Here is a 15,276-nt window from a genome sequence, read left to right on the forward strand (position 1 = left end):
GGCTCGAGCGCCCGTCGAGACCCCGTGACTGAGCGGGGTACGGCGAGCGCGCACGTCACCGGGTCCCGACTGCGTTCGTCGCTGGCGCTCCTCACTGCTCGACCAACGGCGGTCAGCCGGTGTTGCGGAGCCCCGCGGCGATGCCGTTGATGGTGAGCAGGAGCGCGCGCTGCAGCTCGGCGGGCGGCTCCTCGCCCTCCGGCACGGCGCGCACCCGCGCCAGCAGCGACACCTGGAGGGCGTGCAGCGGCGCGAGGTAGGAGTCGCGCAGCTCGAGGGTCTGGCGCAGCACCGGCGCGCTCTCGAGGAGCTCGTCCTGGCCGGTCACGGCGAGGACCTCCGCGACCGTGCGGGCGTGCTCCTCGCGGATGTGGTCGAAGAGCCCGGCCGCGGCGTCCGGCACCAGCGTGCGCACGTAGCGCGCGGCGATGTCGAGGTCGGTCTTGGCCAGCGTCATCTGCACGTTGGACAGGAAGGTGCGGAAGAACGGCCACGAGGCGTACATCTCCTGCAGCACCTCCTCGCGCCCGCCCTCGCGGGCGGCCGCCAGGCCCGACCCGACGCCGTACCAGCCGGGCAGGATGATCCGCGACTGGGTCCAGCCGAAGACCCACGGGATCGCGCGCAGGTCGTCGAGCCCGCCGTCGCCGCCGGGACGCTTCGCCGGGCGGGAGCCGATGTTCATCTTGCCGAGCTCGTCGACGGGCGTCGCCGCGACGAAGAACCCGACCAGCCCGGGGTCGCGCACCAGCGAGCGGTACGTCGTCTGGCCGCTCGCCGCGACCACGTCCATGGTGTCGTCCCAGGCGTCGAGGACGTCACGGGGCAGCAGCCGGTCGCGGTGCAGCACCGAGGCCTCGACGACCGCGGCGAGGGCGCCCTCGAGGTTCCAGCGGCCGAGCTCGGGCAGCAGGTACTTGTCGGAGATGACCTCGCCCTGCTCGGTGATCTTGATCGGACCGTCGAGGCTGCCGTTGGGCTGGGCGAGGATCGCCTCGGCGGTCGGCCCGCCGCCACGCCCCACGGACCCCCCGCGGCCGTGGAAGAGCCGCAGCAGCACGCCGTGCTCGCGGGCCACGTCGCGCAGCGCGCGCTGGGCGCGGTGGATCTGCCACTGCGACGCCGCGATGCCGGCGTCCTTGGAGGAGTCGGAGTAGCCGAGCATGATCTCCTGCACGTCGCCGCGCGCCGCGACCACGCGGCGGTACGACGCGTCGCTGAGCAGCTCGTCGAGGAGCGGGCCGGCGGTCTCGAGCTCGGCGACGGTCTCGAAGAGGGGCGCGAACCCGATTCGCGCCGTGGCTGGCCGGGTCTCCGAGCCGAGGTCGACGAGCCCGGCCTCGCGGGCCAGCACGACGACGGCGAAGAGGTCGTCGACGTGGTGGGTCATCGAGACGATGTAGGTCTCCACCACGTCGGGCCCGTAGGTGTCCTGGGCCCGGCGCAGGGTGCGCAGCAGGCCCAGCGACGCCGCCGCGGGTCCGTCGGGCGGCACCTGCCCGGTGCCCACGAGCGGCCGGCGCCCGGCCATCTCGGCGCGCAGCGCCTGCGTGCGGGCGGTGTGGTCGAGCTCGCCGTAGGGCCGCTCGAGCTCCCCGAGGCGGTCGTACAGCTCGGCCAGCGCCTCGTGGTGCTTCCCGGAGTGCTCACGCACGTCGAGGGTGGCCATGCCGGTGCCGAACGCGGTGGCCGTGCGCAGCAGCCGCAGCACCGACCCGTCGGCGGTGAGCCGGTCGCCGTCGGCGAGCATCGAGTCGCGCACCAGGCGCAGGTCCTCGAGCAGCTCGCCGAGGTGCGCGTAGTCGCGGCCCGGCTCGTGGGCGGTGGCGTGGGCCAGCCGGTCGCGGGTGCGCAGCAGCCGCACCCGCACGAACGACAGCTTGAGCCGGTAGGGCTCCTCGGCGTTGAGTCGGCGGATCGTCGAGTAGGTGATCGGCAGCGCCTCGGCGTCTGCCTCGAGCGAGGCCAGCAGCTCCGCGCTGGCGGCCACGACGCGGGTGGAGGCGGAGACCTCGGTGAGGATCTCGTCGACCTGGGCCACCAGCTCGCGCAGCCCGGCGTCGTGCTGGATCGCGAGGACCTCCAGGGTGACCTCCGGGGTGACGTTGGGGTTGCCGTCGCGGTCGCCGCCGGCCCAGCTGCCGAAGCGCAGCGGCCGCGCGGTCACCGGCAGCTCCACCCCGATCGCGGCCAGGCGCCGGTCGAGCTCCTGGAGCAGGTCGGGCACCACCCGCCGGGCCAGCTGGCCCAGGTAGTACAGCGAGGTGCGGGCCTCGTCCCGGGGGTCGGGCCGCGCGATCCGGAGCTCGTCGGTCTGCCACAGCACGTCGACCAGCTCGGCGAGCCGGCGCTCGTGCCGCTCGGCGTCGCCGGGACGGGCGCGGGGGTCCTCCGAGGCGTGCACCACGTCGGCGATGGTGCGCAGCAGCGCCAGGACCGTGCGCCGGCTGGCCTCGGTCGGGTGCGCGGTGAACACCGGCCGGTACTCCACCCGGCGCAGCACGTCGGAGACCAGGGCGACGTCGACGCTGCCCTCGGCGAGCGCCTCCCCGATGCGCCCCACCGCCACGGCCAGCGGGCCCTCGTCCTCGGCCGTCACCTCCTGCCAGCGGTGCAGCTGCTCGGTGACGTTGACGAGCTGGAAGTAGTTCGTGAACGCGCGGGCCAGCACCACCGCGGTGTCGTCGTCGACGCCCTCGAGGAGGTCGTGCAGCGCGCCGTCGTCGTCCTCGCGCGCCAACGCCCGCACCTGCTCGACTAGGGCGAGGAGCTCCGGCCCCTCGTGCCGGGTCAGCGCCTCGCCGAGCAGGGCTGCGAGCTGGCGCACCGAGGCCCGCAGCGCCGTGTGCTGCTCGTCGGAGGAGACGCCGGTGGCGTAGCGGGTCACGTCGGGCTGGTCGGTGTCGGCCATGGGCCCAGTCTGTCGTGACCGGCCCGAGTCGTGGCGGCCCGACCGCGACGTGGGCATCGCCCGGGCGGGTGGCAGCATGCGGGCATGGCTGTCCTCGACGTCGACCGTGTCCGCGCCTGGTTCCCCGCCCTCTCGTCGGGGCCGGACTCGCGGGAGGCCCGCTTCGACGGACCCGGCGGTTCCCTGGTGCCGAGCCGGGTGGCCGAGGCCGTGGCGGAGGCGATGACCGCCGGGATGTGCCAGCGGGGCGCGTTGACCCCGACGCAGCGGCGTACCGAGGCGACGGTGGGGGACGCCCGGGCCGCGATCGGCGACCTGCTCGGCACCGACCCGCGCGGCGTCGTCCTGGGCCGCTCGATGACAGCGCTGACCTTCGAGATGGCGCGCACCCTGGCGCAGGACTGGGGTCCCGGCGACGAGGTCGTCGTCAGCCGCCTCGACCACGACAGCAACATCCGGCCGTGGGTGCTGGCCGCCGAGCGGGCCGGGGCCGTGGTGCGGTGGATCGACTTCGACCCGGTCACCGCCGAGCTGGACCCGGTCGGCACCGTGCGCGGGCTGCTCTCCGAGCGCACCCGGCTGGTCGCGGTCACCGCCGCCTCCAACCTGTTCGGCACCCGCCCCGACGTCGCCGCGATCAGCGCCGCCGCCCACGAGGTGGGCGCGCTGACGTACGTCGACGCGGTGCACCTGGCTCCGCACACGCTCGTCGACCGGGTTGCGCTCGGTGCCGACCTGGTGGCCTGCTCGCCGTACAAGTTCTTCGGTCCGCACCTCGGCGCGGTCGCGGGCGACCCGGCGCTGCTCGAGACGCTGCGGCCCGACAAGCTGCTGCCGTCCTCCGACGCGGTGCCCGAGCGCTTCGAGCTCGGCACGCTGCCCTACGAGATGCTCGCCGGCGTCACGGCCGCCGTCGACGCGCTCGCCGACCTGCTCGACCAGCCGGGCGACCTGCCGCGCCGCGAGCGGCTCGCCGCGTCGATGGCCGCGGTGGGCGAGCACGAGGACGCGCTGCTGGCCAGGCTGCTGGGCGGTGTCGACGACCTCCCGGGCGTACGGGTGCACGGCAGCCCCGCGCGGCGTACGCCGACCGTGCTGCTCGGCGTCGACGGGCACGACCCCGCCGCGGTGCAGCAGCACCTCGTCGACCGCGACGTGCTCGCCCCCGCAGGCAGCTTCTACGCCCTGGAGGCGTCGCGCCACGCGGGCCTCGGCGACGCCGGCGGGGTCCGGGTGGGGCTCTCGCCGTACTCCACCGCGGCCGAGGTGGACCGGCTGCTCACCGGGCTGGCCGCGCTCTGACGAGCAGTCACTTGTGCACCACCCACCGGTCAGGTTCGCACCACCCACCGGTCAGGTGGGCAGGACCTCGCCACGCTGCTCCAGGAGCGCGGTCGGGGCGGTGAGCCGCCAGGCCTCGAAGACCAGCTCGGCGAGCTCGTCGCGCTGCACGTGCTCGAGGTGGGCCACCACCCAGCCGAAGCCGCCGGCGGTGAACTGGACCTCGAAGACGTCGGGCCGCATCGCGACCAGGGCCAGCTGCTCGGCCAGGGTCTGCTTCAGCCCGACGGTGACGGTCGGCTCCCACAGGTAGCCGAAGGTGCGCCCGGCGACGCTGAGCTTGACGTAGCGGTCGTGGTCGGCGCGAGCGGTGCCGGGCAGCTGGTCCACGAGCTCGACGACGTCGAGGGTGCCGCTCATCGCCCCTGCGCCGCTCAGGTCAGCCGGGCGAGGGTGACCGCGAAGTCGCCGGCCGGGTCGGTCCAGCTCTCGCGCACCTCGAAGCCGGCCGCGCCGAGCTCGCGGGCCACCTGCGCGGGGCGGAACTTGGTCGAGATCTCCACCTGGATCTCCTCACCGGCCGCGAGGTCGAGGACCAGCTCGGCGCCCGGGACCCGCACGGTCTGCGGCACCGTCGCGCGCAGCCGCAGGTCCATCCGGCCCATGTGGGCGTCCCACAGCGGCACGTAGTCGAACCGGTCGGGCTCGAAGTCGGCGCCGAGCTCGCGGTTGAGCACCACCAGGCAGTTGCGCACGAACGCCTCGGTGATCCCCTGCGAGTCGTGGTACGCCGCGACCAGCCGGTCGGCGTCCTTGACCAGGTCGGTGCCGAGCAGCACCCAGTCGCCCGGCGCCAGAGAGTCGGCCAGGGCGCCGAGGAAGGCGCCGCGCTCCTCGACGTACAGGTTGCCGATGGTGCTGCCGAGGAACGCCACCAGCCGGCGCTGGCCCTCGGGCAGGTGACCCAGGTGCAGGGTGAAGTCGCCGACGATGGCCTCGACCGTGGTGTCGGGGTAGCGCTCGCCGAGCATCGTGGCGGCGTCGCGCAGCGTCTGCTCCGAGACGTCGACGGGCACGAAGCGGTGCAGCGCGCCCGCCTCGGCGAACGCGTCGAGCAGCAGCCGCGTCTTGTCGCTGGTGCCGCTGCCGAGCTCGACGAGGGTGGTGGCGTCGCAGGCCGCCGCGATGTCGGCGGCGTACGTCGCCAGGATCGAGCGCTCGGCCTCGGTCGGGTAGTACTCCGGCAGCCGGGTGATCTCGTCGAAGAGCCGCGAGCCCTCGTCGTCGTAGAGCCACTTCGGCGGCAGCCGCAACGGGCGTCCGCCCAGCCCGCGGCGCACGTCGGCGACCAGCGAGCCGGACGCCCAGTCGGTGTCGAGCAGGACCTGGACGACGGGTTCGGGGGTGCTGCTCACGTGGGTGCTCCTGCTGTGGTGGTCGAGGGGGCGCCGCCGTCGGCGAGGCGCACCCCCGAGAGCGCCCAACGGGCGCCGTGCGGGAAGAAGTTGCGGTACGACGTGCGGGCGTGGCCCGGGGCGGTCAGCGCGCAACCGCCGCGCAGCACCATCTGGTTGGACATGAACTTGCCGTTGTACTCGCCGATCGCGCCCGCGGGCGGGTGGAAGCCCGGGTAGGGGTGGTAGGCCGACGCGGTCCACTCCCAGCAGTCGCCGTGGACCTGGCGCAGCCGGCTGCCGGCCGGTGCCGGCGCGGCCGGGCGCGGGTGGAAGGACCCGTCGTCGCCCAGGTTGCCGGTGACCCGGTCGTCGCGGCCGTGCTGACCGCCCTGGCCGTCGGTGACCACCGCGTGCTCCCACTCGGCCTCGGTCGGCAGCCGCTTGCCGGACCAGGTCGCGAAGGCCTCGGCCTCGTAGAAGCTGACGTGGGCGACCGGCAGCCCGGGGTTGACCGGCCAGGTGCCGTGCAGCGTGTGCTCGAACCAGAGCCCGTCGTGCTCGGTCCAGTAGAGCGGCGCCCGCCACCCCTCGGCCCGGATCCGGGCGAGACCGTCGGAGAGCCACAGCTCGGGGCGCTCGTACCCGCCGTCGGCCATGAAGGCCAGCCACTCGCCGTTGGTGACCAGCCGGTCGGCCAGGCGGTAGGGCTCGAGCCACTGCCGGTGCCGGGGCAGCTCGTTGTCGAAGGAGAACCCCGCGCTCTCGTGGCCGACCTCGACGAGGCCGCCCTCCACCTCCACCCAGCCGAGGTCGTCGGGCTCGCAGCGCTCGACCGGCCGCCCGGCGTACACGGGTTGGAGGGGGTTGCGCGACAGCACGTGCTTGATGTCCATCAGCAGCAGCTCCTGGTGCTGCTGCTCGTGGTGGAAGCCCAGCTCGATGACCGGGACCAGCTTCTCCAGCGTCCCCTCGTCGAGGGTGTCGACGAGGTCGCGGACCCGGGCGTCGACGTGGGCGCGGTAGTCGCCGACCTCGTGCACGCCCGGCCGGGTCACCAGACCGCGGTCGGGGCGCGCGTAGCGCGGGCCGAGGGTCTCGTAGTAGGAGTTGAAGAGGAACCAGTACTGGTCCTGGAACGGCGCGAACCCGGCCTCGGCCTCGGCCAGGAGGAACGTCTCGAAGAACCACGTCACGTGGGCGCGGTGCCACTTGGTGGGAGAGACGTCGGGCATCGACTGGACCGTCTGGTCCTCGGGCGACAGGGGGGCGGCGAGCGCCTCGGTCCGGCTTCGCACCTCCTCGAAGCGCTGTCCGAGCGAGGCGGCGTCCCAGGGGTCGGTTCGTGGGTCGTGCTGCGTGCTGGTCGGGATCATCTGCCGGCAGTCCTTTCGGTTCCGGTGTGAGGAGGCGGCTCGACGAGCCGCCTCCACTGTGTCGCACAGGTGGTGAGAGGTCGACCACCCGCGGGTGGAGAACCGGCGTACATCTGCGCCGGGTCGACGCGACATCTGGGCCGGGTCGCGGAAATCGGTGGCGGAGCGGCGCCGTCCAGGCGGATCGTGGAAGCGTGACCTCGTACGACGACCCCGTGTGGCGCGCCGGCTTCCTCGCCTGGGTCGAGGAGCGGCTCGACGTCTTCGGGCTGCAGCTCGAGGGCCAGGTCACCCAGCCGCACGTGCGCGCCTGGGGCACGGTGCTGCGGGTGCCCACGACGGCCGGCCCGGTGTGGGCCAAGGCGGTGGGGGAGTCGCTGCGCCACGAGGTGGCGGTCACCGCCCTGGTGGCGCGGCGTCGCTCCGACGCCGTCGCGCCGCTGCTCGGCGCCGACCCGCAGCGCGGGTGGCTGCTGACCGCCGACGCCGGGGAGACCCTGCGCGAGCTCGGCGCCCGCGAGCGCACCCTGGCCCCGTGGCACGACGCCCTCACGCTCTACGCCTCGGTCCAGCGCGACCTGGCCGCCGACGCGGCCGACCTGCTCGCCGCGGGGCTGCCCGACCTGCGGCTGCCCCGCATCCCCGACCTGTACGCCGACCTGGTCGAGCGGATCGCCCCCGAGCTCGGGGACGTGGCCGCACCGGCGCGGGCGGCCGTGCCGCTGGTGCGCGACCTGTGCGCGGAGCTGGCGGCCACCGGGCTGCCCGACACCCTGCAGCACGACGACCTGCACGACGCGCAGGTCTTCGTCCGCGACGGGCGGGTGCGCATCCTCGACTGGGGCGACGCCTGCCTGACCCACCCGTTCCTGACCCTGGCGGTGACCCTCGACGGGGTGATCGCGTGGGGGCTCGACGACGAGGCGGGCTCCGAGGACACCGCGCCCTACCGCGACACCTACCTGGCGGGCTGGGCCGGCTCGACGGCGGCCGGCCACGAGGAGCTGGTGCGGGCCGCGGACGTGGCCCGCCGGCTGGGCTGGGCCTGCCGGGCGGTCAACGGACACCTGCCGCGGGACCCCTCGACCACCCGGACCCGGGTGCGGATGCTGCTCGGGCTGCAGGTCTGACTGTGCTGCCTAGCCGGAACGGCCCGCGGTCCTGACGGCCTCGTCGACGGGCTTGTCGACGGGGCTGCCGAGGGGGTCGGCGTACACGATCACGTTGCTGTCGTAGGCGCTGCCGTCCCAGTCGGCGCAGGAGACGAGCACCAGCCTCCCGGTGCCGCCGTCCTGGCCGAAGACCTGCGCGGCGTGCCGGGCCAGCTGTTCCTTGTCGTAGACCTTGGTGCGGCGCACCTGGTAGCGCATCGTGCCTTTGCGGGTCAGCACGTCGACCACCGCTCCGCGGCGCACGTCGGCGAGCCGGTCGAGCGAGCCCCCGCCGGTGAGCACGGTGTGCCCGGCGATGACCGTGCGGCCGGACTCCTGTCCGGGCAGCGCGCTGGCGTCCCACCAGCCCACGTCGAGCACGTCGACCGGGGGGTCGAGGACCCGGTCGGCGCCGACGGTGACGGACCTGACGGGCGCCTTGATGTCGAGCGAGGGCACCGAGAGCCGCACGGGCGCCGCCGGGTCGAGGGAGGTGAACCCCGAGTCCTCCGGCCCGCCGGGCAGGACGGCCCCCAGCAGCACCATCCCGAGCGACAGCACGCCCAGCGCGGAGGTGGCTGCGCTGAGCCGTGCCGACACCGAGGTCATGACGTCAGCGCTCAGCCGCGCAGGCTGCGTCGCCAGCTGGCGACGCCGGCCGCGCCGGCCAGGGCCAGCAGCGCGCCGAGGGAGAGGTTGCCCGCCAGGCCCATGCCGTCACCGGGGGCCGCGGCCGTCTCCACGCCGGCCGGGACCGATGTCGGGACCGGAGCCGGGGGCTTGGTCGGGTCCGGGGTCGGCTCGGGGTCCGGCGTGCCGACCTTGCCGGTCGGGCCGCAGTGCGAGGTGCCGATCGCGGCGCTCAGCAGCTCGACGTCGAACTCCTGGGCGGCCGGCAGCACCGCCAGGTCCAGCGCGGTCACCTCGATCTCGTCCTTGGCGATCTGGGTCTGCTTGTTGAGCGTGATGTCGAGGACGTTGTCCTCGAGCGGGGCGAGCTGCTCGCCGACCTGGCCGAGCGCCTCGGCCAGCACCTCGGCGCCGTCGACGACCGCGGTCAGGGGGCCCAGGGCGCCGTCGATGGCGGTCTCGAGCTCGGTGCGCACCGCGTCGAGGACCTCCTGCACCACGACGCCGAGGTCGGTGACGACCTTGGTGTTGGGGGCGGGGTTGACCGGCAGGGCCACCAGGTCGACCCGCGTGCCGCCGACCTCGACGTACGCCGCCGCGTCGACGATCTGCGCGTCGCCGGCGGAGGTGCCGGGACCGGCGGTGCACTGGCTCTGGATCACACCGGCGTCGAGGAACACGCCGAGGTCGCCGAGGCCGGTGAGGGCCTGCTCGAGCCCGTCGGAGAGCGCCGGCAGCAGCTGGTCGAGGACCGGCGCGAGCGCGTCCTGGAGCGCCTGGTCGAGCCCGGCGAGGAACTCGGCCTTCACGATCCGCAGGCCGGACAGGTCCACGGTCCCCGCGTCGAGCCGCACGTTCTGGCCCGGCGTCAGGCAGCCGCCCTCACCGACGCCCGCGACGACGGCACCGTCGCCGGCGAGCCCGGAGCAGGCCTCGGCGTACCCCAGCCTGTTCTTGACGCTGGTGCGCGCGTCCTGGGCCAGGGTGCCCACCTGGATGAAGCGCTGCCCGGTCGCCGCGGAGATCGCGGGCTGGTTGGAGCCCGCGGTGCTCTCGTCGTCGCCGTCGTGGGTGGAGGAGAACGCCCCGGAGTCGGTCGGCGTGCTGGCGATGGTGAGCGTCAGCGCGGTGGCCTCGGCCTGCGCGACGGGAGTCGCCGCGGTGGCCGGCGCGGCGGAGAGCGCGAGCAGGCCGGAGGTGGCCAGCAGCGCCAGGCCGCGTACGGGCGTTCGTGTCATGGTCAGGTCCTCCCAGGGGGGCGTCCGAGCGCCGGTGAGTGCAAAGCGGAGCACCCCTCGGACCAGGGGTCGGAGGACACGCTCGAGGGTCCAACTACTCACCCGGTCAAGAGTTATGCCCTCGGGGGCTTCGTCCACCAGGCGGATCCCCGTCCGAGGTGGTCCGGGGTAGCGTCGCAGGCATGGACGCCACCGCCCCCGAGGACGACCGCCCGACTGCTGAGGCGGTGGCCACGCGCTCCGACCTCCTTCCCGAGGAGCAGCAGGCGGGCAGCGACGACCCGCAGGCCCAGGCCGAGGCGATCCTCGAGGACTCCCAGGAGCGCACCGACGACCCGGAGGGCACCCGGGCCGAGTCGGCCCAGACGCCCGACTGACCGGCTACATCACCCAGCGGAACAGCGGGCTCTCCGGAGCCACCGCCTCGACCCGCAGGGGTGAGACCTCCATCCGGGCGAGCAGCCCGGGCAGGTCGCCGGCGTCGGCGAGCTCGACCCCGACCAGGGCCGGGCCGGTCTCGCGGTTGCTGCGCTTGACGTACTCGAAGAGCGTGATGTCGTCGTCGGGACCGAGGACCTCGTCGAGGAAGCGCCGCAGCGCGCCCGGCTCCTGGGGGAACTCCACCAGGAAGTAGTGCTTGAGCCCCTCGTGGACCAGGGCGCGCTCGACCACCTCGGCGTAGCGGCTGACGTCGTTGTTGCCGCCCGAGACGATGGCCACCACCAGCGAGCCCGGCGCCAGCACCGGGCCGCCGGCGTCCATCGGCAGGCGCAGCGCCGCGCTGGCGAGCGCCCCGGCGGGCTCCGCGATGATCCCGTCGGACTGGTAGAGGTCGAGCATCTCCACGCAGGCCAACCCCTCGGGGACGCGCACCAGCGGCGGCTGGTGGGCGGCCACGACGGCGTGCGTGCACACCCCGACCCGGCGTACGGCGGCACCGTCGACGAAGCCGTCGAGCTCGTCGAGGTCGACCGGCTCGCCGGCGGCGAGGGCTGCGGCCATGCTGGCCGCGCCGGCCGGCTCGGCGCCGACCACGCGGACCTGGGGGGCGTGCACGGCGAGGTGGGTGAGCATCCCGGCCAGCAGCCCGCCGCCGCCGACCGGCACCACGACGGCGTCGGGGGTGCGCCCGGTCTGCGCGTCGAGCTGGGCGAGGACCTCGCGCGCCACGGTGCCCTGGCCGGCGATCGTGCGGGGGTCGTCGAAGGCCGGCACCGGCGTCGCGCCGCTCTCGGCGGCGTACGCCGCGCTGGCCGCGGCCGCCTCGTCGTAGGTGTCGCCGACGATCACGACCTCGACGAGGCCGCCGCCGAGGACCGCGACCCGCTCGCGCTTCTGGCGCGGGGTGGTGCGCGGCAGGTGCACCCGGGCGCGCACGCCGGAGCGTGCGCAGGCGAAGGCGACACCCTGGGCGTGGTTGCCCGCGCTGGCGCAGGTCACGCCCCGCTCGCGAGCCTCCTGGGAGAGCTGGTCGATGAGGGTGAAGGCGCCGCGCAGCTTGTAGGAGCGCACCGGCTGCAGGTCCTCGCGCTTGAGCCACACCTCGAGCCCGAGCAGGGTCGAGAGCCGGTCGCTGCGGTGCAGCGGGGTCGGGCCGAGCACGTCAGCGAGCCGGGCGGCGGCCGCGTCGACGTCCGCGGCGGAGGGGAGATCCACCAGCCCAGCCTCCCATCCCTCGGTCCTCTGCCCCCACGGCACCTGGGCGCAGCGCCCACGGAGCGGGTGGGCAGCGGGGTCAGGAGTGGCTGATCGCCCCGGCAGCGTCCTTGTCGAGCGAGCGGGCGATCACCATCCGCTGGATCTGGTTGGTGCCCTCGAAGATCTGCATCACCTTGGCCTCGCGCATGTAGCGCTCGACGGGGAAGTCGCGGGTGTAGCCGTAGCCGCCGAGCACCTGCACGGCGTCGGTGGTGACCGCCATCGCGTTGTCGGTGGCGACCAGCTTGGCGATCGACGCCTCCCGACCGAACGGCAGCCCGGCGTCCTTGAGACGGGCGGCGTGCAGCACCGTGGCCCGGGCGCTCTGGACCTTGGCCTCCATGTCGGCGAGCACGAAGGCCAGCCCCTGGTGCTCGATGATCGGCTTCCCGAAGGTCTCGCGCTCGCGGGCGTAGGTCAGGGCGTGGTCGAGGGCGCCCTGGGCCAGCCCGGTCGCGACGGCGGCGATGCCGAGGCGCCCGGAGTCGAGGCCGGCCAGCGCGATCTTCAGTCCCGCGCCCTCGGCACCGAGGCGCCGCTCGACGGGGATGCGGACGCCGTCGAAGCGCATGGTCGCGGTGGCGGAGCCGGTCAGCCCCATCTTGCGCTCGGGCGCGTCGGCCACCAGGCCCGGCGTGTCGGCCGGCACCAGGAAGCAGGAGATGCCGCCGCGGTCCTCGGAGGTGCGGGCCATCACCTTGTAGAAGTCGGCGTGCCCGCCGTGGGTGGTCCACGCCTTGGCCCCGTCCAGGACGTACTCGTCGCCCTCGCGGCGGGCGGTGGTGCGCATCGCGGCCGGGTCGGAGCCGGCGTGCGCCTCGGAGAGGCAGTAGGCGCCGAGCAGGTCACCCCCGAGCATGTCCGGGAGCCACTGCGCGCGCTGCTCGTCGGTGCCGAACTCGGCGAGGCCGAAGCAGCTCAGTGCGTGCACCGAGACGCCGACGCCGACCGAGGACCACACCGCGCCGATCTCCTCCAGCACCTGCAGGTAGACCTCGTAGGGCAGACCGGCCCCGCCGTGCTCCTCCGGGTAGGGCAGCCCGAGCAGCCCGCTGCGCCCCAGCAGCCGGAACACGTCGCGGGGGAAGGCCTCGTCGGCCTCCGCCTCGGCCGCGCGGGGAGCCAGCTCGTCGGCGGCGATGCGGCGTACGAGGGCGAGCAGCTCGGCGGCCTCGTCGGTGGCCAGGACACGGCGGGCGGGCATGGTTCCTCCAGGAGGGCCGGGTGCGGATCGAGTACCAGCGTACGCGTCCTGGTACTCGACACGCTTCGCGAGACCTAGGCTGGCCCGGTGAGCCCGGTCGACCCCACCGCGCGCGCCCACCAGCGGCGCAGCGAGCTGCTGGACCGTCTCGTCGCGCTGTACCTGGCCGAGGGGTTCTCGTCCTTCGGCATCGGCGACCTCGCGGCGCGGATGCGCTGCTCGCGCACCTCGCTCTACCTGGTGGCCGACTCCAAGGAGCAGATCGTGCTGGCGGCCGTCCGCGGCTACTTCCGAGGGGCCGCGCAACGGATCGAGGCGCGCGTCGAGGCCGAGCCCGACCGGGCCGCCCGGCTGCGCACCTACCTGCTCGCGGTGGCCGAGGAGCTGGCTCCCGTCTCGGCCCGCTTCTACGCCGACCTGGCGGCGTACCCGCCTGCCGGCGAGGTCTACGAGGAGAACACCCGCCTCGCCGCCCAGCGGGTCCGCGACCTCGTCGACGAGGGCGTCGCGGCCGGTGCGCTGCGACCCGTGGCCGCCGACTTCGTGGGCGCGGCGGTCGCGGAGGTGATGACCGGCATCCAGGCGGGACGGGTCGGCGCGGCGTCCGGGCTCAGCGACGCCGAGGCCTACCGCGCGCTCGCCGACGTGGTCGTGGGCGGCCTGGTCCGCGACCGGGAGTGACCTCGGGGGATCGGACGCGGGGACGGACGCGTGGGGTTCACCCGTTGGGGGGAACGTCGAGGCGTGTCTCGACGGTGTCTTTACACTGAGGCGGCACAGCGCTCCGGCCGGACCGTCCACCGGTCGGAGAAGGTAGACGGACATGGGGGTCCGAGTGGGTAGGGAGCAGTCGCGCGGCGCGCCGCTCAAACCGCTCGACGACCCGACCCCGATCACCGGCGCGACCATCGACGTGGCCGTCCGGATCGGCTGGCTGCTGCGGATGGCGCGGCTCACGGCGCCCGGCCGGTCGGTGCCCCGGCTGGCCGACATGGTCACCCGCCTCCAGGGGCTCGGCCTCAGCACCAGCTCCTCCTCGCTGCACCGCGTCGAGACCGGGGCGGTGCGCGACGACCGGGTGGTCGAGGCCTACGAGCGGGCCCTGGGCCTGCAGCCCGGCTCGCTGCGCGCCTGCATCGACATCGTGTGCCGCACCTTCCCCTACGCCCCCACCGAACGCGCGCCGCTCGAGCGCGTGACGAGCCCGGAGGAGATGTCCCGGCTCCACGAGCCGGTCCTCGAGGGCCGCGCCCACGGCGGCCAGTGGCGCGACTGGGCCCGCGCCCTGGCCCAGCCCGGCAACATCGCACTGCCGGCGTCGGTGGCTCGGGAGCGCGTGGTGGCGCTGATGCAGGAGACGGTGCGCGCGGTGGGCTGCTCCTACCTGACCCGGTACGACGCCCTGGCCCTGCTGCGGCGCAGCGCCTACGGCGAGGTGGTGCGCTCAGCCGCCGCGCAGATGCTGGACGACCCGCACGTGCAGATCGTCAACGAGACGTTGAGCGCCGTGGGGGAGGCCGCCGACCCGGAGACCCGAGCCTGGCTGGTCGACCTGCTCGCGGACCCCCGCGACGTCGTGGTGCAGGGCGCCGCGATCGGGCTGGGGACCATGGTCGAGACCCACGGCGCGCCGGACTTCTGGAGACCGGTCCTCGACCGGCTCGTGGATCTCTACAACGAGGCCGGGCCCGAGGGGGAGCGCTGGGGCTGGCTCTCCCACGTGCTGCGCCTGCTGCCGCCCGACGACCTGGCGGCCGCCCGTCCGCGGTTGGCGCACCCGCCGGCACCGGCGGGCCGGATCCTGCACAAGGAGAGCCGCGACGCGTTCGTGCGCGAGTGCCAGGTGCACGCGGAGGAGGCCTCGGCGGCGCTCGGCCTGCCCTACCAACCGATGCTGGCCCGGCTGCTCTTCGAGGTCGTCGCCGACGGCCGCTCCAGCCGCTCGCAGACCAGCGCGCTGCTGCTCGCCACCCTGCCGGCCGTGCGGGAGGCCTCCATCGACGCGATCGCCACCATCGCCCACGAGCACGAGGACGCCTGGCTGCGCGAGCGCGCCTCGTACCGGATCACCGCGCTGATCGAGGATCGGGCGCCGCGGGTGCGGGCACCCGCGCCCGACGAGGAGGTCCCGTTCCTCGATGTGCTCTGGCAGGTCAAGGCCGGGGTGCCCCTCCCGGAACCGACCCTGCTGGGAGCCCTGAGGACCGGCGGTGTCGGACCGGGTTCCGGCATCCACGCGGTGGGGTGGTCGGGCTCCCCGATCCTCGAGCGGGTCGCCGCCGGGGAGGGGGACTGGCCCGCCGAGATCCGCGGCGCGGCCGCATGGTGGCTCCGGACCGGGAGCCGCCTGCAGGACCCCACCGACGAGCGGTCACTTTCGCACCACTGAGCGG

Annotated in this window: 13 protein-coding genes; 5 read left to right on the top strand and 8 right to left on the bottom strand. The window is 74.6% G+C overall.

Going from position 1 to position 15,276, the window contains the following annotated elements:
• Positions 1 to 112 precede the first annotated feature (112 nt).
• Entirely contained in the window at positions 113 to 2,911 is a 2,799-nt protein-coding gene (ppc, locus tag I601_RS07170; RefSeq protein ID WP_068107771.1) for a phosphoenolpyruvate carboxylase, read from the bottom strand.
• 84 nt (positions 2,912 to 2,995) lie between these two features.
• On the opposite strand from ppc, the gene I601_RS07175 reads away from it, so the two are divergent.
• Positions 2,996 to 4,213, top strand: coding sequence for a cysteine desulfurase-like protein (locus tag I601_RS07175; protein ID WP_068107773.1), 1,218 nt, complete (start codon positions 2,996 to 2,998; stop codon positions 4,211 to 4,213).
• 51 nt (positions 4,214 to 4,264) lie between these two features.
• On the opposite strand, the gene I601_RS07180 is transcribed toward I601_RS07175, so the two are convergent.
• Genes I601_RS07180 through egtB form a run of 3 tightly spaced genes read right to left on the bottom strand, consistent with a single transcriptional unit; the run spans position 4,265 to position 6,962 of the window.
• Positions 4,265 to 4,612: an MmcQ/YjbR family DNA-binding protein gene (locus I601_RS07180; protein WP_068107775.1), complete on the bottom strand. Its 348-nt coding sequence runs from the start codon at positions 4,610 to 4,612 to the stop codon at positions 4,265 to 4,267.
• Between the two features lie 14 nt (positions 4,613 to 4,626).
• Positions 4,627 to 5,607, bottom strand: coding sequence for an L-histidine N(alpha)-methyltransferase (egtD, locus tag I601_RS07185; RefSeq protein ID WP_068107776.1), 981 nt, complete (start codon positions 5,605 to 5,607; stop codon positions 4,627 to 4,629).
• Complete coding sequence (gene egtB, locus I601_RS07190; RefSeq protein WP_068107779.1) at positions 5,604 to 6,962, bottom strand: ergothioneine biosynthesis protein EgtB; 1,359 nt, start codon at positions 6,960 to 6,962, stop codon at positions 5,604 to 5,606. The genes egtD and egtB overlap by 4 nt, the downstream gene beginning before the upstream one ends.
• Positions 6,963 to 7,156: 194 nt before the next feature.
• On the opposite strand from egtB, the gene I601_RS07195 reads away from it, so the two are divergent.
• The gene (locus I601_RS07195) at positions 7,157 to 8,092 is read left to right on the top strand and encodes a phosphotransferase (protein WP_068107781.1); all 936 of its coding nucleotides are present in this window, start codon (positions 7,157 to 7,159) and stop codon (positions 8,090 to 8,092) included.
• Positions 8,093 to 8,101: 9 nt separating this feature from the next.
• On the opposite strand, the gene I601_RS07200 is transcribed toward I601_RS07195, so the two are convergent.
• A complete protein-coding gene (locus I601_RS07200; RefSeq protein ID WP_068107783.1) occupies positions 8,102 to 8,722 on the bottom strand; it encodes a class F sortase in 621 nt (206 codons plus the stop codon).
• Positions 8,723 to 8,733: 11 nt separating this feature from the next.
• Complete coding sequence (locus tag I601_RS07205) at positions 8,734 to 9,981, bottom strand: hypothetical protein (RefSeq protein WP_068107785.1); 1,248 nt, start codon at positions 9,979 to 9,981, stop codon at positions 8,734 to 8,736.
• 182 nt (positions 9,982 to 10,163) lie between these two features.
• Between I601_RS07205 and I601_RS07210 the strand changes: the two genes are divergently transcribed.
• Entirely contained in the window at positions 10,164 to 10,358 is a 195-nt protein-coding gene (locus I601_RS07210) for a hypothetical protein (protein WP_068107787.1), read from the top strand.
• 4 nt (positions 10,359 to 10,362) lie between these two features.
• On the opposite strand, the gene ilvA is transcribed toward I601_RS07210, so the two are convergent.
• Both ilvA and I601_RS07220 read right to left on the bottom strand, forming a co-directional pair.
• Complete coding sequence (gene ilvA / locus I601_RS07215; protein ID WP_218917768.1) at positions 10,363 to 11,637, bottom strand: threonine ammonia-lyase IlvA; 1,275 nt, start codon at positions 11,635 to 11,637, stop codon at positions 10,363 to 10,365.
• A 79-nt stretch (positions 11,638 to 11,716) separates the two neighbouring features.
• Positions 11,717 to 12,883 carry an acyl-CoA dehydrogenase family protein gene (locus I601_RS07220; protein ID WP_068107791.1) on the bottom strand — a complete coding sequence of 389 codons (1,167 nt, stop codon included), beginning with the start codon at positions 12,881 to 12,883 and terminating at the stop codon, positions 11,717 to 11,719.
• A gap of 87 nt (positions 12,884 to 12,970) precedes the next feature.
• Between I601_RS07220 and I601_RS07225 the strand changes: the two genes are divergently transcribed.
• A complete protein-coding gene (locus I601_RS07225; RefSeq protein ID WP_068107793.1) occupies positions 12,971 to 13,564 on the top strand; it encodes a TetR/AcrR family transcriptional regulator in 594 nt (197 codons plus the stop codon).
• 154 nt (positions 13,565 to 13,718) lie between these two features.
• A complete protein-coding gene (locus tag I601_RS07230) occupies positions 13,719 to 15,272 on the top strand; it encodes a hypothetical protein (protein ID WP_068107795.1) in 1,554 nt (517 codons plus the stop codon).
• The last annotated feature ends 4 nt before the right edge of the window (positions 15,273 to 15,276 follow it).

Origin of the sequence: Nocardioides dokdonensis FR1436, from assembly GCF_001653335.1 — a bacterium.
GTDB lineage: Bacteria > Actinomycetota > Actinomycetes > Propionibacteriales > Nocardioidaceae > Nocardioides > Nocardioides dokdonensis.

Bases quoted from the DNA above. Each gene is read 5' to 3' on its own strand.
- ppc (WP_068107771.1), bottom strand. From the start codon at position 2,911: ATGGCCGACACCGACCAGCCCGACGTGACCCGCTACGCCACCGGCGTC.
- I601_RS07175 (WP_068107773.1), top strand. From the start codon at position 2,996: ATGGCTGTCCTCGACGTCGACCGTGTCCGCGCCTGGTTCCCCGCCCTC.
- I601_RS07180 (WP_068107775.1), bottom strand. From the start codon at position 4,612: ATGAGCGGCACCCTCGACGTCGTCGAGCTCGTGGACCAGCTGCCCGGC.
- egtB (WP_068107779.1), bottom strand. From the start codon at position 6,962: ATGATCCCGACCAGCACGCAGCACGACCCACGAACCGACCCCTGGGAC.
- I601_RS07200 (WP_068107783.1), bottom strand. From the start codon at position 8,722: ATGACCTCGGTGTCGGCACGGCTCAGCGCAGCCACCTCCGCGCTGGGC.
- I601_RS07205 (WP_068107785.1), bottom strand. From the start codon at position 9,981: ATGACACGAACGCCCGTACGCGGCCTGGCGCTGCTGGCCACCTCCGGC.
- I601_RS07210 (WP_068107787.1), top strand. From the start codon at position 10,164: ATGGACGCCACCGCCCCCGAGGACGACCGCCCGACTGCTGAGGCGGTG.
- I601_RS07220 (WP_068107791.1), bottom strand. From the start codon at position 12,883: ATGCCCGCCCGCCGTGTCCTGGCCACCGACGAGGCCGCCGAGCTGCTC.